The organism is Streptomyces sp. NPDC048001 (assembly GCF_043203115.1).
Lineage (GTDB): Bacteria > Actinomycetota > Actinomycetes > Streptomycetales > Streptomycetaceae > Streptomyces > Streptomyces sanyensis.
This window is the reverse complement of sequence record NZ_JBIDBN010000001.1, coordinates 581,455-607,192: the sequence shown is the minus strand read 5'-3', so window position 1 is coordinate 607,192 and position 25,738 is coordinate 581,455. Positions and strand designations below refer to the sequence as shown.

The window sequence follows — 25,738 nt, the reverse complement described above, 5'->3', positions numbered from 1 at the left end:
GGATGGAGGGATGAGGATCGTCAAGAAGACCCACTCCTGCGTCCGGCTGGAGAAGGACGGACGGACACTCGTCATCGACCCCGGCGGCTTCAGCGAGCAGGACGCCGCCGCCGGGGCGGACGTCCTGCTCGTCACGCACGAGCACCCCGACCACTTCGACGAGGGACGGCTGCGGGCAGCCCTGGAGGCCGACCCCGCCGCCGAGCTGTGGACCCTGCGCAGCGTCGCCGGGCAGCTGTCACCGGCCTTCCCCGGGCGGGTCCGCACCGTCGGGCACGGCGACGCCTTCGAGGCGGCGGGGTTCCGGGTCCAGGTCCACGGCGAGCTGCACGCCGTCATCCACCCCGACATCCCGCGCATCACCAACGTGGGCTTCCTGGTGGACGGCACGGTGTTCCACCCCGGCGACGCCCTGACCGTGCCCGAGGCACCGGTGGACACCCTGCTGCTGCCCGTGCACGCACCGTGGAACAAGATCTCCGAGGTGATCGACTACGTCCGCGAGGTGCGGCCCCGCTACGCGCTCGACGTCCACGACGCGCTCCTGACGGATCGTGCACGGCCGATCTACGACCGCCAGATCGGTGCGCTCGGCGGCGCCGAGCACGGCCGCCTCGCTCCGGGGGCCTCCCTGGACCTGCCGGAGCACTCCGGGAACCTCTGAGGCGACGGTCTCCGAGGCGATCGGCCCGCTCCGGACCCGGCGGCCCGGAGGGGCCCGCTCCGGACCCGGTGGCCCGGAGCTGCGCGGGGCGGCGCGGCCGAGGGCGTGGGAGGCCGCTGCGCCCGGTGACCGGACGGCGACCGGCGCCGCCGTCCGGTCCGGGGACGCGGCACGGGACCGCGGACCCTCTGCCCCCGCCCGGGGCGCGGGCTGCCGCAGGGCACCACCACGGAGGGCGGACGCGCCGGCCGGGCGGGTGCTCGCCCCGGACGCGCACGGACGCGCACGGACGCGCCGGCGTCGGCGTGTGCGGCCCCCGGTGCACGGCTGCGGGACCGCCCTCAGGGGAAGAAGACGCCGCAGCGCAGCAGCACGTTGGCGTAGGGGGACGCCTCCCCGGTGCGTACGACGAGCCGCGCGCCGCCCGCCAGCCCCTTCAGCCGCTCGTGCGGTACGAGGCCGAGCCCGGGGAAGCGCCCGTCCGGCAGCGCGGCCACCGCCGGATCGGCCCGCCGGACCTCGCCGCCGCGGTCGCGCCCTCCACCACCAGCTCGGCCGGCAGCCCGTCCAGCACCTCGGCGAAGGACGGCACCCCGGCCCGGAACGCCAGGCCGACCACGCGCGGCCCGTCCGGGATCGGCATCCCGGCGTCGGACACCAGCACGCCGTCGCCGTGCCCCAGCTCCGCCGGCGCCCCGGCGAGATGACGGTTGAGGATCCCGGCCCTCTTCACAGCGCGGCGACTTCCTCCGGCGTCGGGTACGACGCCTGGGCCCCCGCCCTCGTCACCGCCGCCGCCCCGACCCGGACCGCGTACGCCGCCGCGTCCGCGAGCGCGTCGCCCCTCCCCAGCCGCCACGCCAGCGCCGCCGTGAAGGCGTCGCCCGCGCCCGTGGTGTCGACGGCGTCCACCGGCACCGCGGGGACCGGGAACGCCCCCTGTGCCGAGGCCACCCACGCGCCCCGCGCCCCCAGTGTCACGACCACCGACCGCGGCCCGCGCGCGAGCAGGGCCCGCGCCCGGTCGGCGGGCTCCTCGCCGACCGGCTCCACGCCGAGGATCACCCTCGCCTCGTGCTCGTTCACGATCAGCGGGTCGCACGCCCGCAGCACCTCCGGCGGCAGGGGGCGCGGCGGCGAGGGGTTGAGCACGAAGCGGGTGCCGGGGGCCAGGCCCCGCACCGCTTCCACCACCGTCTCCAGCGGGATCTCCAACTGCGCCGACACCACCCGGGAGGCGCGGAGGAGGCCCCCCGCCGCCCGCACGTCCCCGGGCGTCAGCCTCCCGTTCGCCCCCGGCGAGACGACGATGCTGTTGTCACCGGACGGGTCCACGGTGATCAGCGCGACACCGGTCGGCGCGCCGCCGACCAGCACGCCCGCCGTGTCGACCCCGGCCGCCTGCTGCGCGTCGAGCAGCAGCCGGCCGTACGCGTCGTCACCGACCCGGGCCAGCAGAGCCGTACGGGCCCCCAGCCGGGCGGCCGCGACGGCCTGGTTGGCGCCCTTGCCGCCCGGATGGACGTCCAGCTCGGAGCCGAGCACCGTCTCCCCGGGCCCGGGCCGCCGCTCGACCCCGACCACCAGGTCGGCGTTGGCCGACCCGATGACCAGGAGGTCGTAGTCGTACATCAATGTCTTCCCTGCTCCCCGTCGTGGTGGGTGACTGGGGCCGAGGCGCCAGTCCTGTGCGGTTGCCGGACGCTCAGCCTCCGAAGTCGGCCGCGTTCTCCCTGGTGACCACCTTCACCGGCACCTTCACCGTCGCACTCAGCTTCTCGCCGTCGGCGGCCCGCAGGGCGTTCTCCACGGCGATGCGGCCGAGTTCCCTCGGCTGCTGGGCCACCGAGGCGTACAGGCTCCCGTCCGCGACCGCCTGCAGTCCGTCCGGCGTACCGTCGAAACCGACCACCTGGACCGAGGTTCCGGCCTTCGGGCCCAGTGCCCTGATCGCGCCCAGCGCCATCTCGTCGTTCTCGGCGAAGACGCCGTCGATGCCGGGGTGCGCCTGGAGGAGGTTCGCCATCACGTCGAGGCCCTTGGTGCGGTCGAAGTCGGCCGGCTGCCTGGCGACCACCCTGATGCCCGGGTAGGCCTTCAGCCCTTCGGCGAAGCCCGCGCCGCGCTCCCGGCTGGCGGAGGTCCCGGCCTGGCCCTGCAGGACGACGATCGTCCCCGTGCCGCCGAGCTTCTCGGCGAGCGCCTTGGCGCCCAGCACGCCGCCCTCGACGTTGTCGGAGGCGACCAGTGCGGCCGTCTTCGCCTTGCTGACGCCCCGGTCGACGCCGACGACCGGGATGCCGGCCTCGTTGGCGGCCCGTACCGCCGGGCCCGCCGCGTCCGAGTCCACCGGGTTGACGACGATGGAGGCCAGGCCCCCACTGGTGAAGTTCTGCAGCTGGTTGGCCTGCCGCGAGGCGTCGTTCTGCGCGTCGGTGACGGTGAGGTCGACCCCGCGCCTCTGCGCCTCGGCCTCCGCGCCCGCCCGTATCTGGACGAAGAAGGGGTTGTTGAGCGTGGACAGCGACAGTCCGATCTTCCGCTGCGCGGCCGTCGACGAGCCGCCGTGCAGCAGCGAGGTCGCCCCCACGACCGCCACCGCGACCACGGCGGCGAGGAGGTACGTGCCCGCCCTCCTGCCCCTGCTGCCGCCCGGGCCGGCACCGACCGGGGTCGCCCCCGCCCGGCGCCGCACGGTGTCGAGCAGCACGGCCAGCGCGATCACCACACCGATGACCACCTGCTGCCAGAAGGCGGACACCGACAGGAGGTTGAGGCCGTTGCGCAGCACCGCCAGGATCAGCGCACCGATCAGCGTCCCGGACGCCTTGCCGGTGCCGCCCGCGAGCGAGGCACCGCCGATGACGACGGCCGCGATGGCGTCCAGTTCGTAGCCCTGCGCGGCCTGCGGCTGGGCGGAGGACAGGCGGGAGGCGAGGACGATGCCCGCGGCGGCGGCGAACAGCCCGGACAGCGCGTAGACGGCGATCTTCTGCTTCTTCACCCGCAGCCCCGACAGCCGGGACGCCTCCTCGTTGCCGCCGATCGCGTACATCGACCGCCCGAGGTACGTACGCCCCAGCACGAAGGCCGTGATCAGCCCCATGAGGGCCATCACCAGCACGGGCACCGGCAGCCAGCCGCCGAGTGTGTCGCCGAGGTGGGAGACGGAATCCGGAAGGGCGATCGGGGAGCCCTGGGAGACGACCAGCGACAGCCCGCGTGCCACGGACAGCATGGCGAGTGTGGCGATGAACGGCGGGAGTTTGCCGTACGAGACGAGGAAGCCGTTGACCAGGCCGCAGACCGTGCCGGTCGCGACGGCGAGGACCACGGCCAGGGCCACCGGTACGCCCGCGTCGGTCGCGCTCCAGGCGAGCACGGTCGCGGAGAGCGCGGCGACCGAGCCGACCGACAGGTCTATGCCCGCCGCGACGATGACGAAGGTGACGCCGAAGGCGAGGATCGCGGTGACGGCCGCCTGGACGCCGATGTTGAGCAGGTTGTCCGTGGTGAGGAAGTCGCCGGACAGCGCCGACAGCGCGATGACGAGGACGATGAGCGCGGTGAGCGCGCCGTTGTCGAGCAGCAGCCGGCGCAGCCCTGCGGTGCCGCCCGGGCCCGCGGAGTTCCTGAGGGTGTCACTGGCCACGGGTGGCCTCCGTTTCCGTAGTAGGGGGGGTGCTGACGGCGAGGGCCATCACCGCGTCCTGGGTCGCCTCGTCGGCGGGGAGTTCGCCCGCGATCCGCCCGTGGGCCATCACCAGCACCCGGTCGCTCATGCCGAGCACCTCGGGCAGGTCGCTGGAGATCATCAGCACGGCGGCGCCGGCGGCGGTCAGTTCGTTGATCAGCTGGTAGATCTCGACCTTGGCGCCGACGTCGATCCCGCGCGTCGGCTCGTCGAGGATCAGCACCCTGGCGTCGGCGAGCAGCCACTTGCCGATGACGACCTTCTGCTGGTTGCCGCCGGAGAGGGTCCGCACCTGCTGCCCGAGCCCGGCCATCCGCACCCCGAGCTGCCCCGCGATCCGCTCGGCGGCCTCCCGCTGCCCCCTGAGGTCGACGAGCCCCGCGCGGGTGGCCCTCCGCAGGGTGACCAGCCCGAGGTTCTCCTCGACGGAGGCGTCGAGCACCAGCCCCTGCCCCTTGCGGTCCTCGGGCACGAGGCCGATCCCGGCGGCCATGGCGGCGTTGACGTCATGGCGCCTCACCGGGGCACCCGCGGCCCGCACGGTCCCCCGGTCGTACGGGTCGGCTCCGAACACGGCCCGTGCGACCTCCGTACGGCCGGCCCCGACGAGCCCGGCGATCCCCACCACCTCACCGGCCCGCACCTCGAAGCACACGTCGTGGAAGACGCCGTCCCGTGTGAGCCCCTCGACGGTCAGCAGCGCGTCCCCGGCATCGCCCCGCTCCCGCGGGTACTGCTGCTCGATGGACCGCCCCACCATGAGCCGTACGAGCTCGTCCTCACCGGTGGAGGCGGGCACCTGCCCGACGGTCCGCCCGTCGCGGATGACGGTCACCCGGTCCCCGAGGGCGGCGATCTCCTCCAGGTGGTGCGTGATGAACACCACCCCGACACCGTCCGCCCGCAGCTGCCGCACGATGGCGAACAGCTTCTCGACCTCCCCGGTGGTCAGGACGGCGGTCGGCTCGTCCATGACGAGCACGCGCGTGTCGTGACTGAGCGCCTTGGCGATCTCGACCATCTGCAGCCGGGCGATGCCGAGTTCACGCACGGGCGTGCGCGGGGACACGTCCACGCCGACGCGCGCGAGCAGTTCCCCGGCGTCGGCCTCCATCCGCTTCCGGTCGACCATCCCGAACCGCCGGGGCTGCCGCCCGAGGTAGATGTTCTCGGCGACGGACAGGTCGGGAACGAGGTTGAACTCCTGGTGGATGGTGGCGATCCCGAGCCGCTCGGAGTCGTGCGCACCGCCGATGCGCACCTCCTCGCCGTCCACCAGGATCCGCCCGGCGTCGGGCGTGTGGGCGCCGGAGAGCATCTTGATGAGCGTGCTCTTGCCGGCCCCGTTCTCGCCGAGCAGCACATGCACCTCGCCCCGGCGCAGAGCGAAGTCGACGCCGTCGAGCGCGACCACGCCGGGAAAGCTCTTGCGGATGCCCTCGATACGCAGCAACTCGTCCGGGTCGCTCACGGCTTACTCCTCGGTACGGGGGACAGGGGCGGCAGGGCCGAGGGGGGCTCGCCGCACGAGCGGCGGACCACGAGACGGGCGGAGAGGGTCACGGACTCGCCCGGCCGCCCCTCGATCCGGGCGACCAGGGCGCGTACGGCGGCGCGCCCCAGCTCGCCCGTGGGCTGGGCGATGGCGGTGATCGGCGGGTCGGTGTGGACGAACCACCGGATGTCGTCGAAGGCGGCGAGCGCGATGTCCTCGGGCACCCGCAGCCCTCGCGCCCGTACGGCGTCCAGGGCGCCGAGCGCCATCAGGTTGTCCGCCGCGAAGACGACCTCGGGAGGCTCGGGCAGGTCGAGAAGGCCCTCGGTGACCCGGCGCCCGCTCTCGGCCTGGAAGTCGCCCTGCCCCACGTAGGCGTCGGGGAGTTCGAGACCGTGGGCGCCGAGCGCCGCCCTGAAGGCATCCACGCGCTCCCGCCCGGTCGTCGTGGCGGCGGGTCCCGCGATGATCGCGAGCCGCCGGTGCCCGAGGCCGCGCAGATGCGCCACCAGATCCCGTACGGCCGCGCGCCCGTCCGCCCGCACCACGGGGACGTCCACTCCCGGGATCCACCGGTCCACGAACACCATCGGCGTCCCCGCGCGCACGGCGTCCAGCATCAGCGGGGAGCCGCCGTCGGTGGGGGAGACCAGCAGGCCGTCGATCCGGCGGTCCAGCAGGTTGCGCACATGGTGGTCCTGGAGGTCGGGCCGCTCGTCGGCGTTCCCGATGATCACGCTGTAGCCGAGCGCGCGGGCCTCCTCCTCGACGGAGCGGGCCAGCTCGGTGAAGTACGGGTTGAGCACGTCGCTGATGACCAGGCCGAGGGTGTGGGTCTGGTCGGTGCGCAGGGAACGGGCGACGGCGTTCGGGCGGTAGCCGAGGGTCTCGACGGCGGCCAGTACGCGCGCCCGGGCGTCCGCGCTGACCGAAGGATGGTCGTTCAGGACACGCGAGACCGTGGCGGCGGAGACGCCCGCCTCGGCGGCGACGTCCTTGATACTCGCCATCGCTGGTCCACCTCTCTGTCGGACAGGCCGTGGAATCTCGGCAGTGGAATCGATTACACGGGGTGTGCAGGGACGATTGGAATCGATTACACGAGTGATCGGCAAGAGGTGGCGCGGGACGAGACCGGATCGTGACCAGGCCGTCCGGGGCCGGGAGGAGGCCGTCGGGGGGAGAGCCGTCGGGGGAGGGCCGCCGGTCCCGCCGCGGCCGGCCCCGGTCGACGGGAGGCAGGGGTGCCGGCCGGCCGCGGGGGCTTCCCGTCCGCCCCGGCGGGCCGGACCGCTGCGAGCCGCAGGGCTCTCCACCGGACTCCTCCGGCGGGCCCTGCCGCGCCCCCGGGGGCCGGGCCGGGCGCGGCCGCGCTGTCGTACGCAGCCCTTAGGCTGACGGCATGCGCATCGCCACATGGAACGTCAACTCGATCACCGCCCGGCTGCCGCGGCTGCTGGCCTGGCTGGAGGGCAGCGGCACCGACGTGCTGTGCATCCAGGAGACCAAGTGCACCGAGGAGCAGTTCCCCGCCGAGGCGCTGCGGGAGCTCGGCTACGAGTCCGCCGTCCATGCGACCGGCCGGTGGAACGGCGTCGCCGTGGTCTCCCGGGTCGGCCTCGACGACGTGGTCAGGGGGCTCCCCGGGGGGCCGGAGTACGAGGGCGTGCAGGAGCCCCGCGCCGTCTCCGCCACCTGCGGTCCCGTGCGGGTGTGGTCCGTGTATGTGCCCAACGGCCGGGAGGTGGCGCACGACCACTACGGCTACAAGCTCCGGTGGCTCCAGGCGCTCTCCGGCGCCGTGGCGGGCGACGCCGCGGGCGAGCGCCCCTTCGCCGTCATGGGGGACTACAACATCGCGCCCACCGACGAGGACGTGTGGGACCTCGCGGCCTTCGAGGGGCTCACCCACGTGACCGAGCCCGAGCGCGCCGCCCTCGCGGCGCTGCGCGAGCAGGGGCTGTCCGACGTGGTCCCGCGCCCCCTGAAGTACGACCGCCCGTTCACCTACTGGGACTACCGGCAGCTGTGCTTCCCCAAGAACCGGGGCATGCGCATCGACCTCGTCTACGGCAACGCCGCCTTCGCCGAGGCCGCGGCGGACGCCTATGTGGACCGCGAGGAGCGCAAGGGCAAGGGGGCGTCCGACCACGCACCGGTTGTTGTGGACCTGGACATCCAGCGTTCGCCCTGACGTGCCGTGTGGTGCATCCTCCGGCCGGGGTGGGACGCTGGAGGGCATGAACATCCCTTTCCTGGACAACTGGCTCCGGCGGCTTTCCGGCGAGGAGGAGCAGCAGGAGCCCGGCGGCGGCCACGGCGCGGCGCGGGAGCGGGACCCCGAGCGCGCCGCGGCCGTCACCGAACTGCTGTCGGAGTGCGAGCTGCTGCGCGCCCGGGCGGCCCAGGCGGGGATCGAACTGGACGACACCCCGGCCTCGTTGACCGCCCTCGACCAGGTGCCGCCCCGTTGGCGCGACGATCCCGAGGAGCTTCCCTGGCTCGGCAACGACGCCGGCCTCTACCTCGGCACCGTGATCGTCCGGACCGTGCCCGGCGCCTACTGGCACATCTGGCCCGGCGGGCAGCCGGTGGTGCGCCTGGCCTCGGGCCGGGAGATCCGGGTGGTCGACTCGGGACTCGACTGGGCCGTCACCGGCGCCCCCGAACTCTCCCAGGTCTACGCCGAGGCCGCGGAGGCGTAGCGGGGCCGGGGCGCGCCCCGGCCCCGCGTGCCCCGGCCGCCCGCCCGCCGCGTGCGCCCCGCGCTCCGCGGTCGTGCCCGGTGCGACTTCTCGACTAGTACGGCTTATCCGGCCCTTATGCGTGTCGGCATGAAGGGCCCCTTCCGGGTGGGTAGTTTCCCATCGCGGCGGAACAGCCACCGCGCGCTCCGACCGATACCGAGACCGAGACAGCGACCAGGGGGAGGGCATCGGATGGCCGGTGAGCCGTTGACCGAGCCGCGCCGCGCCGACGGGCCCGCCGGCCCGTTGCCCGCACTCCGGGGAGCGGATCCGGCCGGCGAGCCCCGCGGGGCACGCGCCGCGGGACCGCCGCTGCGGCCCGCGGGGCTCCCGCCCGGCCGGGCGGAAGCCGAAACGGGCGCGGACCTGCCGCGCCTCGGCTCCCCGGCCCGCGGGCCCGGGCCCGCCGGCACCGTCCCGGAACACGTCCCGGGGCCGCGGCGGGCCCGGGGCCGAAGCAGACAGGAGGCCGAACGACGGGCCAGCGAACCGCTGGGGCGGCTCGGACTCGCCGACCGGGCCGCGATGTTGCCGGCGCGGCGAACCGGGGTCCGGTGGCGGCGCGTCGCGCTCGCCCGCCCACCGGCCACGGACCCGAAGGCCCTGCTCCCCGACGAGCCGACGCCTGCCCCCGGGAGGACCGACGAGGTGACCGACGCGGCACGGGGCCCCAGCCGCGCGGGTACGACCGCGGTCGTCGCACCCCGCGAGCAGGGGTTCGCCCGCCCGGCGTTCCGCGCGGCGGCCGGGAGGGCCGTCGGGGACCGGCCCCCGGACGCCCGCTCCGACGCTGCGGGGAACGGCTGGGCCGAGGGCCTCCTGTCGAAGACCGTCAAGCGCTGAGGGGGCGCGTCCGCGATGCGAACAAGGGCTCGCCTCCCCTGGGCGCCCGACGCACGCCCGATCTGGACTACGCTGTGTCGTTCAGCCCCGTGGTGATGGGGCGGCCGCCCCCCGCCACCGGGCGCGGGGGACGGAGGGGGCAGCGGCTCACGGGGCATCGCCCTTCCCTGCCCGGAGCAGGGGCCGGTGGCAGCCGGTGATCACTCCCCGCGGGGAGAAGGTCAGCTGCCCACCGGGCGGGGTCGTGCTCGACGCCGAGCGGTGCCCCGCCGCCATGTGCGGCGGCGGGGGCACCGCTCCCCTCGGCTCCCCGCAGCAGCGGTGACGGTCCGTCGCCTGCGGCCCGGCGGCCCGGCGGTCCGTCCCGGCCGCTCCGTGAACCCCGGCTGCTCCGTGAATCCCGGCTGCTCCGTGAACCCCGGCCGGCGGAGGGTGCCCGGACGGCGGGGCGGGGGAACGCCCACGGCGGCAGCCGTCCCGCACACCGCCCCCTGTGCCGCACGCCGCCCGCGCGCGGTGCGCCGCCCCGTGCGTCAGGAGGAGGCCGCGCGCTGCTGGGTCCGCGGGCCGGGGAGGGGCGCCTGCGCCGCACGGGACACGTCGGCGACCACCTCCACCACATCGGGCCCGTAGGCGCGGGAGTTGACCACCTTGAGCAGCAGCACGAAGGAGCCGTTGCCGTGCTTGCGGGCCAGCCTCTCGTGATGGCGCGACAGATAGCGGGTCGCCGCCTGGTTGGTGATGGCCCGCTGCCCGCAGAAGAGGAACACCGGACGCGCGTCCTGACCCGTCGTCAACCGCGCCAGCAGCACGTACTCGCAGACACCCGGATCCATGCGGTAGTGGTCCGGGCCGATCTGGAACGAGCCCTGCTCCGGGCCGGGTTCCGCATCCGTGTTGATCCGCACCCCGGGCAGCAGTGACGACAGGTGGGCGGAGGTGCGGCGGTTGGAGACCGGTCCGCCGACGCAGAACTCCGTGCGCTCGCCGAAGCCCTGCTGGGCCGTGTCGTGCCACACCACCTGCGGATGCGCCCCGCACTCCCGGACCAGCGCCGACAACTCCATCAGCGCGAAGACGTCGAAGCGGTGCACCGAGCCGTCGCGGCCCGCCTCGCGGTTGACGACGAGCGCGCACTCGGACCCCTCCGGCATGCCGAAGAAGACCCGCCTGCGGCGCAGCCGGCGGCGCCACAGCTGCGTCCGGGCGAGCCAGCCGATCGCTGCGCACAGGCCCGCCGTCGCCACGCCGAGCACGATGTCGCGTATCTCGTCACTCATGGGCGCGCATGGTAGCGGCATCGGCCCCGGGCTGTCCGAGGCGGTCCTGTCGCCGGGCACCGCGCGGGGTTACGCTGCGCCGACGTCCGCACACGGGAGGTAGGCATGCGTCGCAGCGCCCTTCGGAACATCGCGTTACCCGCCCTGGTGGCGGCCGCCCTGGCGGTCGGGGCCGCCGCTCCGCCCACGGTCGCCACCCCGGCCCCTGCACCGCCCGCTCCGCCCCCCGTGAAGACCCCGGTGGCCGTCGGGTACGGCGGGGCCGTCGCCAGCGTGGACGCCGACGCCTCCGCCGCGGGGATCGAGGTGCTCCGCCGCGGCGGCAACGCCGTCGACGCGGCGGTGGCGACGGCCGCGGCGCTGGGCGTCACCGAGCCCTACTCCGCCGGTATCGGCGGGGGCGGGTACCTCGTCTACTACGACGCCGCCTCGCGCAGCGTGCACACGGTCGACGGCCGGGAGACCGCACCCCGGTCCGCGGACACCGCGCTGTTCCTCGAGGGCGGTGCGCCCATCCCGTTCGCGGAGGGCGTCACCTCCGGGCTCGCCGTCGGCACCCCCGGCACCGCGGCGACCTGGGAGACGGCACTGGACGCCTGGGGCACCAGGCCGCTGCGGAGCCTGCTGGCCCCCGCGGAGCGCCTGGCCCAGCGGGGGTTCACCGTCGACGCGACCTTCCGGGCGCAGACCGAGGCCAACCGGGAGCGCTTCGCCGACTTCCCGGCGAGCGCGGCCCTGTTCCTCCCCGGGGGCCGGTCGCCCGCCGTGGGTTCCGTCTTCCGCAACCCCGACCTCGCCCGCACCTACCGGGAGTTGGGGCGCCGGGGCGCCGGGGCGCTGTACCGGGGCCCGCTCGCCGACGACATCGTGCGCACGGTCCGGCGTCCGCCCGTCGCCGAGGGCGCCGACCGGGTCGTCCGGCCCGGCGACCTGACCCGCGGCGACCTGCGGGCGTACCGCACCGTCCTGCGGGCCCCCACCGAGGTCTCCTACCGGGGCCTGCGGGTGTACGGCATGGCCCCCTCCTCGTCCGGCGGAACCACGGTCGGCGAGGCCCTGAACATCCTGGAGCGCTGGGACCTGTCCCGGGCCTCCGAGGCGGACTACCTCCACCGCCTGATCGAGGCCAGCAGGATCGCCTTCGCCGACCGCGGCCGCTGGGTCGGGGACCCCGCCTTCGAGGACGTCCCCACCCGCGGACTGCTCTCCCGGGGCTTCGCCGGCTCCCGGGCCTGCCTCGTCCGCGACGACGCCGTCCTGACCAGCCCGCTGGCAGCGGGCGACCCGCGCGACCCCGCCCGCTGCGCCGGTGGCGGCCGGGCGGTGCCGACCACCTACGAGGGCGAGAGCACCACCCATCTGACGACCGCCGACCGGTGGGGCAACGTCGTCTCGTACACGCTGACCATCGAGCAGACCGGCGGCAGCGCCATCACCGTGCCCAGCCGGGGCTTCCTGCTCAACAACGAACTGACCGACTTCTCCTTCGCCCCGGCGGACCCGCGGGTCCACGACCCCAACCTCCCCGGCCCGGGGAAGCGGCCGCGCTCGTCCATGGCGCCCACGGTGGTCCTGGACCGGCACGGCTCCCCGGTGCTGGCCCTGGGGTCGCCGGGCGGGTCGACCATCATCACCACCGTCCTGCAGACGCTCACCAACCACCTCGACCGCGGCATGCCGCTCGTCGAGGCGATCGCCGCGCCGCGCGCCAGCCAGCGCAACCAGAGCGCGACCGATCTGGAGCCCGGGCTGTGGGACGCGCGGACACGCGGTGAGCTGGAGGCCCTGGGGCACCGCTTCCGGCCCCACCCCGAACTGGGCGCGGTGACCGGCATCCAGCGCCTGGGCGGCGGCCGCTGGCTGGCCGCGGCGGAGACGGAGCGCCGGGGCGGCGGGGCGGCACGGGTGGTGCGCCCGGTGCGCTGAGGCGGGCGGCCCGCGCTCCGCGCCAGGGGCCGCGCGGCCCCTGGCGCGGGCGGGTGCGGGGCGCGGGGTAACCCGTCCGGCGGGCGCGGGGGAGCCGGTTCACGGAGGGGCGGGTAAGGAGCCTGTCGACAGAAAGGCTCTCCTGTGCACAAGCGAAAAACCGTCCTGGCCGCGGCCGCCGGATCCGTGCTCATCGGCAGCCTCGCCCTCCCCGCGGCGGCGCAGCCCGTCGCGGCGCCGCCCCGGGGCCCGCTCGCCGAACGCGCGACCGCGGCCGACGGGGGCCCGCCCGGCCCCGGCTCCCGCCCCGCCCCGGCCCGGCGGACGCCCGTGAGCATGCCGCCCCCGGCCCCCGGGACGGACGTGGACGGCCGTTCCGTCCCGGGGGCCGGGGAGCCCTCGGCGGACTCCCGGGCGGGCTCGGCGCCCGCGGTGGACGCCGAGGCGCTGCGCGCCGCGGTCAGCAGCTGCCACCGCATCTCACTCGGCGCCTACCGCACCGACCGTGGCGCCCCCGCCGACGTCCCGGTGTGCGGACGCGACGGCGTCGTGCACTGGACCGCCGACCTCGACATCGACTGCGACGGGATCCGCACCGCGCACTGCCATCCGGGCTCCGACCCCTACTTCCAGCCCACCACGGCCTTCACACAGTCCGACGGGCGCTACCTCAACTCCGAGGAGCTGCCCTTCGTGGTGGTGCCCGCCCCCGGCCCGCGCTGGAACTACTGGGCCTCCGGCATCCGCGGCGGCACCGTCGCGGCCGTGGTCCACAGGGACCGGGTGGTCTACGGCGTCGTGGGCGACACCGGGCCCGCGGACACCATCGGGGAGGCCTCCTACGCGGCCGCCGAGGCCCTCGGCATCGACCCCCACCCGGGGCGGGGCGGCGCCGCGTCGGGTGTCACCTACATCCTCTTCCCCGGCGCCCGGGCCGAGCCCGTCGAGAACCGCGCGGCGGCCACCGCGCTGGGTGAGGCGCTCGCCCGTGAGCTGGTCGCGGGGACGCTCGGCGCCGGTACCCCGTCCTGACGCCCGCCGGGCCCGCCCCCCGGCACCCGCGGGCCCCACCGGGGTGGCGGGCCCCCGCGTCCCGTGGCCGCGCCCACCGTTCGCGCGGACCGGGGGCGGCTCCGCCGCCCGGTCACCGTTTGCGCGGCCCGGTCACCCCTCGCGCGTGTGGGGGCCGAGGCGGAAGAGGTAGGCGGCGGCCGGGTGGGTGTAGGCGGCGCCTCTGCCTGTGGCGTGGAGCTGTTCCCGGCTGGGGTGGGGCGGGCGTTCGGGCTGCAGGTAGCGGTCGAGGCCGTCGGTGGTGAGGTGGTGGCGGCCCGCGCGGTGCCGGAGCACGGCGGCGAGCCGGTAGCGGGGGTCGAGGTGGGCGAGCCCGGCGTCGGCGTGGCTGTTGTTGGCCAGGAGCCAGCCTCCCGGGCGCAGGCAGCGGGTGGCGTGTTCGGAGACGGGCCCCGCGTACAGGGAGATCACCAGATCCCATGTGGTCTCGGGCAGTTCCGCGAGGGTGCGGGTGTAGTCGCCGGGCACGAACGTGATGCGGGGCTGTCCCGCGTACTCCTTGTGCCGGGTGGCGAGCGCGGTGGCGCCGGGGCCCTGGAAGGCCCTGCGGGCGCGGTGGTCGGCGTCGAGGTAGGTGACGTCGGGCCAGACGGAGGAGGGGGCGAGGTCGAGGTAGCTGCCGGGGTAGAGGACGCGGCGCGCTCCGGTGTGGGAGGCGACGGCCCGGTAGAGGGTGGTGCGGTCGCCGATGCGGTCGCCGTAGGCGGTGAAGTCCTGCTCGGTCACGGAGGGCTCCGGTGGCGGTGTCGGGGCCGTCAGGCCAGGTGGGCGAAGTGGATGGCGTCGGCGGCGGTGCTTCCGGCGGTGACGGCGGGGACGGCTCCCTGCTCCCAGGTCCTGCCCGTCAGGTCGCCGGCGGCGTAGAGGCCGGGGACGGAGGTCCGGCGGTCGCCGTCCACGGTCACCCGCCCGTCGCTCAGGGCCAGGCCGTGCTCCGCGGCAAGGCGCTCGACGAGCGGCACCTGCCGCTGAGGCAGGGGCCACAGCAGGGTCTGGCGCTTCAGGAGGGTCCCGTCGGCCAGCTCCACCGTGTGCAGGTCGCCGTCGGTGTGGTGCAGACGGGTGATCTCGCCCTGGACGAGGTCGCTGCCCCGCGCGCGCAGGTCCCGGCGCAGCGCCTCGGCGCCGGGCAGCGCGGGCGGGGCCAGGGCGATGGCGTCGCCGGTCCAGGCGCGGAAGGCGGTGGCCGCCATGCCGAGGTGGCCCGGTTCGTCGGAGACCAGGGCCCAGGTGCGGTCGGCGTTCTCCTCACCCACGCAGAACGGGCAGTGGATCACCGTGCGGCCCCAGCACGCGGCGAAGCCCTCCACGTCCGGGTACCTGTCGACCATGCCGGTCGCCAGGATCACGGTGCGGGCGCGGGCGGTGGTCCCGTCGTCCGCGCGCACGGTGAAGCCGTCGCCGCCCAGCGGGACGATCTCGCCGACCGTGGCGTCGAGCCGCCGGGCCAGTCCGTAGCGGTCCAGCTCCTCCCAGGCGCGGGTGCGCAGCTCGTCGGGGGTGGCGCCTTCCAGGCCGATCAGGCCGTGGACTCCCCGGGAGGCGGCGTTGCGGGGCGGGGCGGGGGACTCGACGACGAGGGTGCGGCGGCGGTAGCGGGTCAGGGCCAGGGCGGCGGTCAGACCGGCGGGCCCGCCGCCGACGATCACGGTGTCGTACCGGGGTGCGGGGTTCACGAGGTGCCTCCGAGGGGATGTGGCGTACATCGAATGACCGGTGGTCATACTACTGACCAACGGTCATTCGCTCGCCCGCATTCCCCCGGGGGTGTGAGCCGCGACATATGCAGCGGTCGCCGCCCCGGCGCCCCGCGGGGCTGTGGACCCGGGGGCACCGCGCGTCCGGATCCGGGTGTGCGGCGCCCGTATCGCCGGGGGAGGGCCGCCGCCGGCCCCGCAGCGGAGGTCCGCGCCCACCGGGCGCATGGCGCCCGGGCGGCGCCGTGGACCCGGGGCGCGGCGTCGGCGGCGCCCTCGTGGCCGCCGTGCGCGGGGGGTGCCGCCACCGGATGCGGCGCTCCGGGGGGAGGTCGCGCGGCCCCCGCCCCGCCCGCCGGGCGCATGGCACCCTGGGAGCCCCCGACCGACCGACCGCCGGTCAGTCATCCGACGCCGCAGGAGGGACCGTGCCCGCGGACCAGTCCGCCCCCGCCCAGCCCATCGGCCGCTTCCAGCCCCCGGACGTACGGCGCCGCCAGATCCTCGACGCCACGGCGGCCCTGCTCCTGGCCGACGGCTACGAGGCCCTGACGATCAGCAGGGTCGCCGCCCGCGCCGGGGTCGCCAAGGGCACGGTCTACCTCTACTTCGACTCCAAGCAGGCGCTCCTGGCCGCCCTCCGGGCCCAGATGTGGGACCGCATGCTCCAGCGGCCCGCCGCACTCCTGGAGCAGCCGGGCCTGACCTGGACCGAACGCCTCGACGGACTCGTCGCCGCCTGGATCGCCGCCGAGCAGGACCACCACGAGCTCTACCACCAGCTCTTCCACGAACCCGGCGGTGCGGGCGCGGAGGAGCCGCTGACCGCTGCCCGCGAGCTGCTCGTCACCCTCCTCGTGCAGGGCCGCGAGGCGGGCGAGTTCGACGTCCCCGACCCCGAACTCACCGCCGACTTCCTCACCCACGGCTACACCGGCCCCTGCCACCACACCCGGACCGACGGCGACGTCACCGCCGCCGTGCAGGCCCTCTTCCGCCGCGTCGTCGCCGCCCGCCCGCCGGAGCGACCGCACTGAGCCGGGTGGCGACCGGAAGGCCGGTTCGATCCCCCGCAGGTGGCCCGGAACGGTCGGTGGGGATCGCGCCAGGACGGAAGGGAGCCGTCCGTTCCGGCCTGGTGGAGGAGCCCCGCGGTCAGGCGCGATCTGCCCGCGGAGCGGGGTCCCCAAAGCGGAATGCGCCATGGTCACGTACTGCGAGAAGATGACAACGGTGCGATATAGGCGCTGAGTTGTGGCTCATGTGTTCCCAGTGCGACGGGTGGATCGCTAGTTTCCGGTCACCATCGTTCGCACCGGGAAGGATCGCTGTGCCCATACGCAGCCGAAGAGCCGTGGCCACCCTGGCCGCCGCCGCCCTCGCCACCCCGCTCCTGCTGGCCTCCGCGCCCTCCGCCTCCGCCCACCGGGACGGGGCCGGCGGGGACGCGGCCCGGCTGTCCAGGGCGCTCGTCGGGGCCGCCTCCGCGGAGGGTGCGCACCGGCACCTGGAGCGCTTACAGGCGATAGCCGACTCCACCGGTGGCCACCGCGTCGCCGGATCGCTGGGCCACGACGCCTCCGCCGCCTACGTCTACAGCCGTCTGAAGAAGGCCGGGTACCGGGTCTCCTACCAGAGCTTCGAGTTCATCTACACCGAGACCCTGGCCGAGCGCCTCGCCACCGTCGCGCCCGCACCGCAGGACGTCGAGATCAAGGCCATGACCTACACGACGTCCACCCCCGTCGGCGGGGTCACCGCCGAGCTCGCCGCCGTCCCCGTGGACGCCGACGGCACCACCGGGTGCGAACCCGGGGACTACGCCGAGGGCGCGTTCACCGGACGGATCGCGCTGGTCAAGCGCGGGGGCTGCGCCTTCGCCACCAAGCAGCAGCGGGCCGCCGACGCGGGCGCGATCGGCGCCGTGATCTACAACAACATCGACACCGGCTACGGCCCCCTGTCGGGAACCCTGAGCGACCCGTCCGCCGCCAGGATCCCCACCGGCGGGATCTCCCTGGCCGACGGCGAGCGGCTCGCCGCCGAGGCCGCCCGGGGGCCGGTGGCCCTCCGCTTCGAGATCCGGCAGCTCCAGGAGAAGCGCCTCACCCGCAACGTGCTGGCCGAGACCCCCCGCGGCGACGCCGCCCGCACGGTCATGCTCGGCGCGCATCTGGACTCGGTGAAGGCGGGCCCCGGGATCAACGACAACGGATCCGGGTCCGCGGCCCTGCTCGACGTGGCCCTGAAGTTCGCGCAGAAGGAGAACCGCCCCCGCAACAAGGTGCGCTTCGCCTGGTGGTCGGCCGAGGAGTTCGGCCTCGTGGGCTCCAACCACCATGTCGGCGCCCTCACGCCGCGGCAGCGGCAGGAGGTCCGGCTCTACCTCGACTTCAGCACCATCGCCTCGCCGAACTACGGGCTGTTCGTCTTCGACGGCGACGGCTCCGACGGCGCCAACACGACGCCCGTGCCCGAGGGGTCGGCCCAACTGGAACGGGACATCGCCTCCTTCCTCGACCGGCGGGGCCTGCCGCACGCGGGCACCCCGTTCGTGAGCCGCTCCGACTACACCGCCTTCCTCCTCGCGGGCATCCCGGCGGGCGGTACCTTCGCCGGGGCGGAGGCGATCAAGACCGAAGCCGAGGCGGCCCTGTTCGGGGGCACGGCCGGAGTCGCCTTCCACGCCGACTACCACGGGCCGGGCGACACCCTCGGGAACATCAGCATGCGGGCACTCGACGTCCATACCGACGTCATCGCCAACGCGGTGGGCACCTACGCCCACGACCTGGGTGCGCTCGGGGAGCCCGCCCCGTCCGCCGCCCCCCGGGGCGCGGCGGGCGCCGCGGACGCCTCCCGGAGCGCGCACGGCCCGGGGGCCGCCGGGTAGCGCGGACACGGCGGCGCCGCGGGCTTCACCGGCCCGGACCCGCGCCGGGAACCACGCCGCGGCGCCCCCGCGCCACCAGGCCGTGTCCGGCACCGTCTAGGGAAGCGTCAGGATCCGCGGTCCGTCCTCGGTGATCGCCACCGTGTGCTCGGCGTGGGCGGCCCGGCTTCCGTCGCCGGTGCGCACCGTCCAGCCGTCGCGCGCGGTGTAGTGGCCGTCGCGACCGCCCGCGAGCACCATCGGCTCGATCGCGAGCACCATGCCGTGCCGCAGGCGCACCCCGCGACCCGGGCGCCCCTCGTTGGGGACGCCCGGGTCCTCGTGCATGCGGCGCCCGATGCCGTGGCCGCCGAGGCCGTCCGGGAGGCCGTAGCCCGCCTCGCGGCACACCCGCCCCACGGCGTGGGCGATGTCCCCGATCCGGTTGCCGACCACCGCCGCCGCGATGCCCGCGGCCAGTGCGTCCTCCGCCGTGCGGATCAGCCGGGTGTCGGCGGGGCGCGGGCGGCCGACGGTGAAGGTGACGGCGGCGTCCCCCGCCCACCCGTGGAGCAGGGCGCCGCAGTCGACGCTCACCACGTCGCCGTCGCCCAGCTTCTCGTCCGTCGGGATGCCGTGCACCACGGCGTCGTTGACGGAGGTGCAGACCACGGCGGGGAAGGGGACCGGCGCCCAGTCGGGGTGGTAGCCGAGGAAGGGCGAGCCGGCCCCGGCCTCGTCGAGGACCTTCCGCGCGGCGCGGTCCAGTTCCCACAGGGTCACTCCGGGGGCTGCGGCCGCCCGGGCGGCCGCCAGTGCGTGGGCCACCACGCGGCCCGATGCGCGCATCGCGTCGAGGGATGCATCCGTCTTGAGCTCGATCATGCCAATTACTATACCGGTCGACCGGTATGAGAATACCGCTTGGGGGGATTGGAGGGGCGGGGCCGGGGTGGGATTAGAATAACGGCATGGTCCGCACCCCCCTCACCCCCGAAGAGCGCGAACGCGGCGAGCGGCTCGGCCGCCTGCTGCGGGAGGCGCGAGCCGGTCGCAGCATGGCGGAGGTGGCCGCCGCGGCCGGGATCTCCGCCGAGACCCTGCGCAAGATCGAGACGGGACGCGCCCCCACGCCGGCCTTCTTCACCGTCGCGGCCCTCGCCGGCGCGCTCGGGCTCTCCCTGGACACGCTGGTGGTGCACTGCGCCCTGGTTCCGGCGGGCTGACGGCGCACCGGGCGTCCCCGGGGCGTAGTGTCGGCGGGCATGAACGCAGCAGACAGCTTCGCCGGGGCCCGCTACGTCAGCCTCACCACCCACCGCAGGGACGGGACGCCCGTGGCGACCCCCGTCTGGTTCGCCGTCGAGGGCGGCGAGCTCTTCGTGTGGACGCGCACCGACTCCTGGAAGGTCAAGCGGCTGCGCAACGACAGCCGTGTGGTGGTCACCGTGTGCGATGCGCGCGGCAACGTCGCCGAGGGCGCGGTGAGCGCCGAGGGGACGGGCCGCCTGCTCGACGAGGCCGGCACCCGCGCCGTACGCAAGCTGCTCGCCCGGAAGTACACCTGGCAGTTCTGGGCCATCGACTGGCCGGCAACCGTCGTCCGCCTCGGAAAGCGGCCCCATACGGGCATCGCGGTCACCTTCTGAAAACGCTGTGTAGCAGCGCCGTAACACGACTGCGGTCGAATGGCCTCCCGGTTGGACCTCACCAACGGGCAGGATGGCGATGACGGTGCATCAACTGCCGGTCGAGGCCGGGGTGTTCGCACGATACCTGGCGGACCTCACCGGCCGGATCGACCGCACGGACGGCTGGTACGCGATCTTCCGCCGACGGGACCCCGACGGCCTGCGCGCCTGCCTGGACGGAACCGAGATACCGCCCTGGGACGTGGTCGAGTCCCTTCTGCACGACCTGGCGGCGGCAGCGGGGGCCGTCTACGCGGGACGCGAGTCCGCGCGGGCCCGCGCCCTCCACACCGCCGCGGCCGCCGCCCACGACCGGCTGCCGGGCGGGGCCGGGGCGCTCCAGGAGCGGCTGGAGCTGATGCTCCGCGAGGAACTCCATGCCAAGGGGCGCGCCGAGGAGCTGCTGAGGCTCCTGGCCGGTGTACCGGAGCGGGGCCCCGAGGCGGAGCGGCTCTCCCACGAGCTGGCGTGGACCCGTGACGACCACGCCCGGGCCATGGCGCGCATCGCCGAACTCTCCGCGCGGCTGGCGCGGGTGAACGCGGAGGGCGTGGAGGCCCGCGGCCGTCCGGCGGGGCCGGCCGGCCACGGTGCTCCGCCCGGGGCCCCGGGCGGAACCGGTCCGCTCCCCGGCGGGCTGCCCGAGGCGGCGCCGCGGGCGGCGACCGCCGCCGCGGATGCCGCGCCTGCCGCCCCGCCCGGCCCGTGTCCACCGGAGGCGGCCCCTCCCGGTGCCGAGTGGTTCGGCGGCGCGCAGGCCCCCCGGGTGCCCGCGCCGCGGTCCCCCGGCGGGCCCCCGCGGGCGTCCGCCCCCTCCCGGCCCGGGCGGACGGGGGCCTCCGGCGGGCGGGTCCAGGAGGGCGCCGCCTCCCGGGAACCGGGCGCCGCACCGTTCCCCGCCGGTGGTCCCGGCCCCGCCGCCGGGCCGGACCCGGCCGCCTCCCAGGGCCCGCCCGCCTCCGCCGACCCTGCCGCCTCCGCGCCGCCCGCCGACGCCCCGCCACCTGCCTCCCCGCCACCTGCCGCCTCCGCGCCGCCCGCCGACGCCCCGGCGCGCCGCCCCCGCGGGCACCGGAGCGGGCGCCGCCGGGGCGGCGCACGGTTCGCGGGGGTCGAGGACGACACGGCCGGGGCCCCCGCACTGCCGGTCCTCCCCGTCCCGGTGCTCCCGGGTGCGGCCGACTCGCCCCGCGGGGCACGCTTCGGCGGCGCCGCTGCCGATGCGGCGCAGCCGGAACCCGCCCCGCCGCCCGTGCCCGAGGGGGCCGCTGCCGCCGCCCTGGAGACCGCCGCCGCCCTGAGGCGGCTGCGCTCCGAGGGGCGCAGCGGCGAGGCGCACGTGGTGCTCTGCGAGGCCGCGGCCCGCCCCGTGGACTGGCTGCCCCCGCTCGCCGCCGCGCTGGACCGCGCCGGACTCGCCGCCGACCGTTCCACGCTGCTGTGGGAGGTGGCCTCCCAGCCCGCCGACCGGGTCGCGGCTGCCGCCGAGTTCCTGGACGCCTCGGGGCGCGGCGAGGACGCCCGGCAGCTCCTGCGCCAGGGCGTGGCCCGCCCGGCCGCCGAGATCGCCGAGGCGGCGGTGGCGCTGGAGGACCGCGGGCAGGGCGTGCGCGCGGACGCCCTGCTCGCCGTCTACGTCGAGGTCCGCAGCGCCGCGGAGGCCGCGGCGGTCGCCGGACGGGACCCCGGCAGACTGGTGCCGCGGCTGCTCCACGCGGCCCGGGCCGTCTCCGCCTCCCGCGAGCGGGACCTCGTCCACGCCCTGCGGGTCGCGGGCCACCTGGCGGGCTGAGGGCCCTCGGCGGGCTGTCCGGAGAACCGGCGCGCTGTCCGAGAAGGAGCCGCTCCCGGGCGCTGGATCCGGCCGCTCCACGGCATCGGCTCCCCTGCACCGCCGGCCGCTCCGCGGCATCGGCCACCCCGCGCCGCCGGCCGCTCCGCGGCATCGGCCACCCCGCGCCGCCGGTCACTCCGCGCCGCCGGGCGACCGCTTCGGACCGGCGGCGGCCTCGTTGATCGGACATACTGCCGCAATCGACCGCGCGCTGATGAAACATGATCGACTCGGCGGGTTGACGGCGATGGTCTTGCCCCGCCGTGTGAGGTGGCTTACGTTCTCCATCTGCGCATCGCATCTACGTGCGTAGAGGCTCTCTGGCGTCCCGTCGAAGGAGCAGCTCATGGCCCATGTCGTACGCGCCGCCCTCGTCCAGGCGACCTGGACCGGCGACACCGAGTCCATGATCGCCAAGCATGAGGAGCACGCCCGTGAGGCGGCCCGCCAGGGCGCCAAGGTGATCGGGTTCCAGGAGGTGTTCAACGCCCCCTACTTCTGCCAGGTGCAGGACCCGGAGCACTACCGGTGGGCCGAGCCGGTGCCCGACGGCCCGACCGTGCGCCGGATGCAGGACCTCGCCCGCGAGACCGGCATGGTGATCGTGGTCCCGGTCTTCGAGGTCGAGGACGCCGGCTTCTACTACAACACCGCCGCCGTGATCGACGCCGACGGCAGCTACCTCGGCAAGTACCGCAAGCACCACATCCCGCAGGTCAAGGGGTTCTGGGAGAAGTTCTACTTCCGCCCCGGCAACGCGGGCTGGCCGGTCTTCGACACCGCCGTCGGCAAGGTCGGCGTGTACATCTGCTACGACCGCCACTTCCCCGAGGGCTGGCGCCAACTCGGCCTCGGCGGAGCCCAGCTGGTCTACAACCCCTCCGCCACCCACCGCGGCCTCTCCGCCTACCTCTGGCAGCTGGAGCAGCCCGCGGCGGCCGTCGCCAACGAGTACTTCATCGCCGCCATCAACCGCGTCGGCACCGAGGAGTACGGCGACAACGACTTCTACGGCACCAGCTACTTCGTCGACCCCCGGGGCCGCTTCGTCGGCGACCTCGCCAGCGACAAGGAGGAGGAACTCCTCGTCCGCGACCTGGACTTCGACCTGATCGAGACCGTGCGCCGGCAGTGGGCCTTCTACCGCGACCGGCGCCCCGACGCCTACGAGGGGCTGGTCCGGCCGTGAACGACCTCCACGCGCGCCACCGCGCCGTCCTGCCCGAGTGGCTCGCCCTCTACTACGACCGCCCGATCGAGATCACCCACGGCGAGGGCCGCCATGTCTGGGACGCGGACGGCAACCGCTACCTCGACTTCTTCGGCGGCATCCTCACCACCATGACCGCCCACGCCCTGCCCGAGGTCACCAAGGCCGTCGCCGAGCAGGCGGGGCGGATCATCCACTCCTCGACGCTCTACCTGAACCGGCCGATGGTCGAACTCGCCGAGCGCATCGCCTCCCTCTCCGGCATCCCCGACGCCCGGGTCTTCTTCACCACCTCCGGCACCGAGGCCAACGACACCGCCCTGCTCCTCGCCACGGCGCACCGCGGCTCCAACCAGATCCTCGCGATGCGCAACAGCTACCACGGGCGCTCCTTCTCGACGGTCTCCGTCACCGGCAACAGCGCCTGGTCCCCGACCAGCCTGTCCCCGCTCCAGACGCTCTACGTGCACGGCGGTGTCCGCACCCGCGGCCCCTACGCCCACCTGTCCGACGCCGACTTCACCGCGGCCTGCGTCGCGGACCTGGAGGACCTGCTCGGCCACACCCGCGCGCCCGCCGCCCTCATCGCGGAACCGGTCCAGGGCGTCGGAGGGTTCACCGCGCCCCCCGACGGGCTCTACGCGGCCTTCCGCGAGGTCCTGCAGCGCCACGACATCCTGTGGATCTCCGACGAGGTGCAGACCGGCTGGGGGCGCACCGGGGACCACTTCTGGGGCTGGCAGGCCCACGACCGGAACGGCCCGCCGGACCTGCTCACCTTCGCCAAGGGCATCGGCAACGGGATGTCCGTCGGCGGGGTCGTCGCCCGCGCCGAGGTGATGAACAGCCTGGACGCCAACTCCATCTCCACCTTCGGCGGCTCCCCTCTCACCATGGCCGCCGCCAACGCCAACCTCGCCCACCTGCTGGAACACGACCTCCAGGGCAACGCCCGCCGGGTCGGCGGGCTGCTGATCGAGCGGCTGCGGGCCATCGGCGCCCAGGTCGCCGCGGTACGCGAGGTCCGGGGCCGCGGACTGATGATCGGCGTCGAACTGGTGCGGCCCGGCACCGACGAGGCCGACCCCGGGGCCGCGGCCCGGGTCCTGGAGCACGCCCGGGAGCACGGCCTGCTGATCGGCAAGGGCGGCGGGCACAGCACCAGCGTGCTGCGCATCGCCCCGCCCCTGTCGCTCACCGTCGCCGAGGCCGAGGAGGGCGCCGCCGTGCTCGAAGGGGCCCTGCGCAGCCTGTGACCCGAGACCCGCGGACCCGTTGAGGGACCGACGACCAGCAAGGGACCGCCCATGAGCACCCGCACCCTGATCCGCGGCGGGCTCGTCGTCACCGCCGCCGACGAGATCCACGCCGACGTCCTGGTGGAGGACGGCCGCGTCGCGGCACTCGCCGCGCACGGCACCCCCGCCGCCGAGTCCTGGACCGCCGACCGCGTCATCGACGCCACGGGCCGGTACGTCATCCCGGGCGGCGTCGACGCGCACACCCACATGGAGCTGCCCTTCGGGGGCACCTTCGCCTCCGACACCTTCGAGACCGGCACCCGCGCAGCGGCCTGGGGCGGCACCACCACCATCGTCGACTTCGCCGTCCAGACCGTCGGCCGCCCCCTGCGCGAGGGGCTGGACGCCTGGTACGCCAAGGCCGACGGCAACTGCGCCGTCGACTACGCCTTCCACATGATCCTCTCCGACGTCGACGCCTCCTCGCTGAAGGAGATGGACCACCTCGTCGAGGAGGGCGTCACCAGCTTCAAGCTGTTCATGGCCTACCCCGGCGTCTTCTACAGCGACGACGGGCAGATCCTGCGCGCCATGCAGCGCTCCTCCGCCAACGGCGGGCTGATCATGATGCACGCCGAGAACGGCATCGCCATCGACGTCCTGGTCGAACAGGCCCTGGCCCGCGGGGAGACCGACCCCCGCCACCACGGCGAGGTCCGCAAGGTGCTGCTGGAGGCCGAGGCCACCCACCGCGCCATCCAGCTGGCCCGGGTGGCAGGCGCCCCGCTCTACGTGGTGCACGTCTCCGCCGAGGAGGCCGTCGCCGAGCTCGCGGCCGCCCGCGACAAGGGGCTGCCCGTCTTCGGCGAGACCTGCCCCCAGTACCTGTTCCTGTCCACCGACAACCTCGCCGAGCCGGACTTCGAGGGCGCCAAGTACGTCTGCTCCACCCCGCTGCGTCCCAGGGAGCACCAGGCCGCCCTGTGGCGGGGGCTGCGCACCAACGACCTCCAGGTGGTCTCCACCGACCACTGCCCCTTCTGCTTCACCGGCCAGAAGGACCTCGGCCGCGGCGACTTCTCCAAGATCCCCAACGGGCTGCCCGGGGTGGAGAACCGGATGGACCTCCTCCACCAGGCCGTGGTCGACGGGCACATCTCCCGCCGCCGCTGGATCGAGATCGCCTGCGCCACCCCCGCGCGGATGTTCGGCCTCTATCCGAAGAAGGGCACCATCGCCCCCGGTTCGGACGCCGACATCGTCGTCTACGACCCGCACGCCACCCAGACCCTCTCGGCCGCGACCCACCACATGAACGTGGACTACTCGGCCTACGAGGGACGCACCGTCACCGGACGCGTCGAGACCGTCCTCTCCCGGGGGGAGACGGTGATCGAGAACCGCACCTACACCGGCCGGGCCGGACACGGCGTCTACACACCCCGCTCGACCTGCCAGTACCTCGACTAGGAG

The 25,738-nt window shown here is 75.2% G+C and carries 23 protein-coding genes and 1 pseudogene; 15 read left to right on the top strand and 9 right to left on the bottom strand.

The genetic code is table 11. The features are described 5' to 3' along the window. Positions 1 to 10: 10 nt before the first annotated feature. Entirely contained in the window at positions 11 to 664 is a 654-nt protein-coding gene (locus ACGF15_RS02575) for an MBL fold metallo-hydrolase (RefSeq protein ID WP_392796642.1), read from the top strand. Positions 665 to 1,005: 341 nt separating this feature from the next. Here ACGF15_RS02575 and rbsD read toward each other — a convergent pair. The 5 genes and pseudogenes from rbsD to ACGF15_RS02550 all read right to left on the bottom strand — a co-directional run bounded on the left by rbsD (position 1,006) and on the right by ACGF15_RS02550 (position 6,863). Continuing rightward, positions 1,006 to 1,397, bottom strand: a pseudogene (gene rbsD / locus ACGF15_RS02570) (D-ribose pyranase). After that, a complete protein-coding gene (locus ACGF15_RS02565) occupies positions 1,394 to 2,296 on the bottom strand; it encodes a ribokinase (protein WP_345609055.1) in 903 nt (300 codons plus the stop codon). The pseudogene rbsD and the gene ACGF15_RS02565 overlap by 4 nt, the downstream one beginning before the upstream one ends. A gap of 73 nt (positions 2,297 to 2,369) precedes the next feature. After that, on the bottom strand, positions 2,370 to 4,316 hold the full coding sequence (locus tag ACGF15_RS02560; RefSeq protein ID WP_392796641.1) for a substrate-binding domain-containing protein: 1,947 nt from the start codon (positions 4,314 to 4,316) through the stop codon (positions 2,370 to 2,372). After that, entirely contained in the window at positions 4,306 to 5,829 is a 1,524-nt protein-coding gene (locus ACGF15_RS02555) for a sugar ABC transporter ATP-binding protein (protein ID WP_392796639.1), read from the bottom strand. The genes ACGF15_RS02560 and ACGF15_RS02555 overlap by 11 nt, the downstream gene beginning before the upstream one ends. After that, positions 5,826 to 6,863: a LacI family DNA-binding transcriptional regulator gene (locus tag ACGF15_RS02550; protein WP_345609049.1), complete on the bottom strand. Its 1,038-nt coding sequence runs from the start codon at positions 6,861 to 6,863 to the stop codon at positions 5,826 to 5,828. The genes ACGF15_RS02555 and ACGF15_RS02550 overlap by 4 nt, the downstream gene beginning before the upstream one ends. A gap of 392 nt (positions 6,864 to 7,255) precedes the next feature. Between ACGF15_RS02550 and ACGF15_RS02545 the strand changes: the two genes are divergently transcribed. From ACGF15_RS02545 to ACGF15_RS02530, 4 genes are all read left to right on the top strand, one after another. Further along, positions 7,256 to 8,047, top strand: a complete 792-nt coding sequence (locus ACGF15_RS02545) for an exodeoxyribonuclease III (RefSeq protein ID WP_345609047.1) — start codon at positions 7,256 to 7,258, stop codon at positions 8,045 to 8,047. 46 nt (positions 8,048 to 8,093) lie between these two features. Then, entirely contained in the window at positions 8,094 to 8,558 is a 465-nt protein-coding gene (locus ACGF15_RS02540) for a DUF6278 family protein (RefSeq protein ID WP_345609045.1), read from the top strand. A gap of 690 nt (positions 8,559 to 9,248) precedes the next feature. After that, positions 9,249 to 9,443, top strand: a complete 195-nt coding sequence (locus ACGF15_RS02535; protein ID WP_392796638.1) for a hypothetical protein — start codon at positions 9,249 to 9,251, stop codon at positions 9,441 to 9,443. A gap of 196 nt (positions 9,444 to 9,639) precedes the next feature. Next, entirely contained in the window at positions 9,640 to 9,768 is a 129-nt protein-coding gene (locus ACGF15_RS02530) for a hypothetical protein (protein ID WP_345609041.1), read from the top strand. A 208-nt stretch (positions 9,769 to 9,976) separates the two neighbouring features. Here ACGF15_RS02530 and ACGF15_RS02525 read toward each other — a convergent pair whose 3' ends face one another. Further along, complete coding sequence (locus ACGF15_RS02525) at positions 9,977 to 10,723, bottom strand: hypothetical protein (protein WP_392796637.1); 747 nt, start codon at positions 10,721 to 10,723, stop codon at positions 9,977 to 9,979. Between the two features lie 105 nt (positions 10,724 to 10,828). Here ACGF15_RS02525 and ggt point away from each other — a divergent pair, with 105 nt between their 5' ends. Beyond that, positions 10,829 to 12,649, top strand: coding sequence for a gamma-glutamyltransferase (gene ggt, locus ACGF15_RS02520; protein WP_392796636.1), 1,821 nt, complete (start codon positions 10,829 to 10,831; stop codon positions 12,647 to 12,649). A gap of 144 nt (positions 12,650 to 12,793) precedes the next feature. After that, positions 12,794 to 13,681: a glycoside hydrolase family 75 protein gene (locus tag ACGF15_RS02515; RefSeq protein WP_392796635.1), complete on the top strand. Its 888-nt coding sequence runs from the start codon at positions 12,794 to 12,796 to the stop codon at positions 13,679 to 13,681. Between the two features lie 132 nt (positions 13,682 to 13,813). On the opposite strand, the gene ACGF15_RS02510 is transcribed toward ACGF15_RS02515, so the two are convergent. Next, entirely contained in the window at positions 13,814 to 14,446 is a 633-nt protein-coding gene (locus tag ACGF15_RS02510) for a hypothetical protein (protein WP_392796634.1), read from the bottom strand. 29 nt (positions 14,447 to 14,475) lie between these two features. Beyond that, positions 14,476 to 15,396, bottom strand: coding sequence for an NAD(P)/FAD-dependent oxidoreductase (locus tag ACGF15_RS02505; protein ID WP_345609031.1), 921 nt, complete (start codon positions 15,394 to 15,396; stop codon positions 14,476 to 14,478). A gap of 449 nt (positions 15,397 to 15,845) precedes the next feature. On the opposite strand from ACGF15_RS02505, the gene ACGF15_RS02500 reads away from it, so the two are divergent. Further along, the gene (locus ACGF15_RS02500) at positions 15,846 to 16,454 is read left to right on the top strand and encodes a TetR/AcrR family transcriptional regulator (protein ID WP_345609029.1); all 609 of its coding nucleotides are present in this window, start codon (positions 15,846 to 15,848) and stop codon (positions 16,452 to 16,454) included. A 293-nt stretch (positions 16,455 to 16,747) separates the two neighbouring features. Beyond that, complete coding sequence (locus ACGF15_RS02495) at positions 16,748 to 18,310, top strand: M28 family peptidase (RefSeq protein ID WP_392796633.1); 1,563 nt, start codon at positions 16,748 to 16,750, stop codon at positions 18,308 to 18,310. A gap of 96 nt (positions 18,311 to 18,406) precedes the next feature. Here the strand turns inward: ACGF15_RS02495 and map are convergent, their stop codons facing one another. Further along, positions 18,407 to 19,174, bottom strand: coding sequence for a type I methionyl aminopeptidase (gene map / locus ACGF15_RS02490; protein WP_362607458.1), 768 nt, complete (start codon positions 19,172 to 19,174; stop codon positions 18,407 to 18,409). A gap of 86 nt (positions 19,175 to 19,260) precedes the next feature. Here map and ACGF15_RS02485 point away from each other — a divergent pair, with 86 nt between their 5' ends. The 6 genes from ACGF15_RS02485 (at position 19,261) to hydA (ending at position 25,735) form a co-directional block, all read left to right on the top strand. Then, positions 19,261 to 19,515: a helix-turn-helix domain-containing protein gene (locus tag ACGF15_RS02485; protein WP_392796632.1), complete on the top strand. Its 255-nt coding sequence runs from the start codon at positions 19,261 to 19,263 to the stop codon at positions 19,513 to 19,515. A gap of 39 nt (positions 19,516 to 19,554) precedes the next feature. Then, positions 19,555 to 19,938: a PPOX class F420-dependent oxidoreductase gene (locus tag ACGF15_RS02480; protein ID WP_345609023.1), complete on the top strand. Its 384-nt coding sequence runs from the start codon at positions 19,555 to 19,557 to the stop codon at positions 19,936 to 19,938. A 79-nt stretch (positions 19,939 to 20,017) separates the two neighbouring features. Next, the gene (locus tag ACGF15_RS02475) at positions 20,018 to 21,772 is read left to right on the top strand and encodes a hypothetical protein (RefSeq protein WP_392796631.1); all 1,755 of its coding nucleotides are present in this window, start codon (positions 20,018 to 20,020) and stop codon (positions 21,770 to 21,772) included. A 388-nt stretch (positions 21,773 to 22,160) separates the two neighbouring features. Further along, positions 22,161 to 23,003 (top strand): nitrilase-related carbon-nitrogen hydrolase, encoded by an 843-nt coding sequence (locus ACGF15_RS02470; protein ID WP_345609019.1) that lies wholly within the window; start codon positions 22,161 to 22,163, stop codon positions 23,001 to 23,003. Continuing rightward, positions 23,000 to 24,280, top strand: a complete 1,281-nt coding sequence (locus ACGF15_RS02465) for an aspartate aminotransferase family protein (protein WP_362607452.1) — start codon at positions 23,000 to 23,002, stop codon at positions 24,278 to 24,280. The genes ACGF15_RS02470 and ACGF15_RS02465 overlap by 4 nt, the downstream gene beginning before the upstream one ends. A gap of 51 nt (positions 24,281 to 24,331) precedes the next feature. Then, complete coding sequence (gene hydA, locus ACGF15_RS02460) at positions 24,332 to 25,735, top strand: dihydropyrimidinase (RefSeq protein ID WP_345609015.1); 1,404 nt, start codon at positions 24,332 to 24,334, stop codon at positions 25,733 to 25,735. The last annotated feature ends 3 nt before the right edge of the window (positions 25,736 to 25,738 follow it).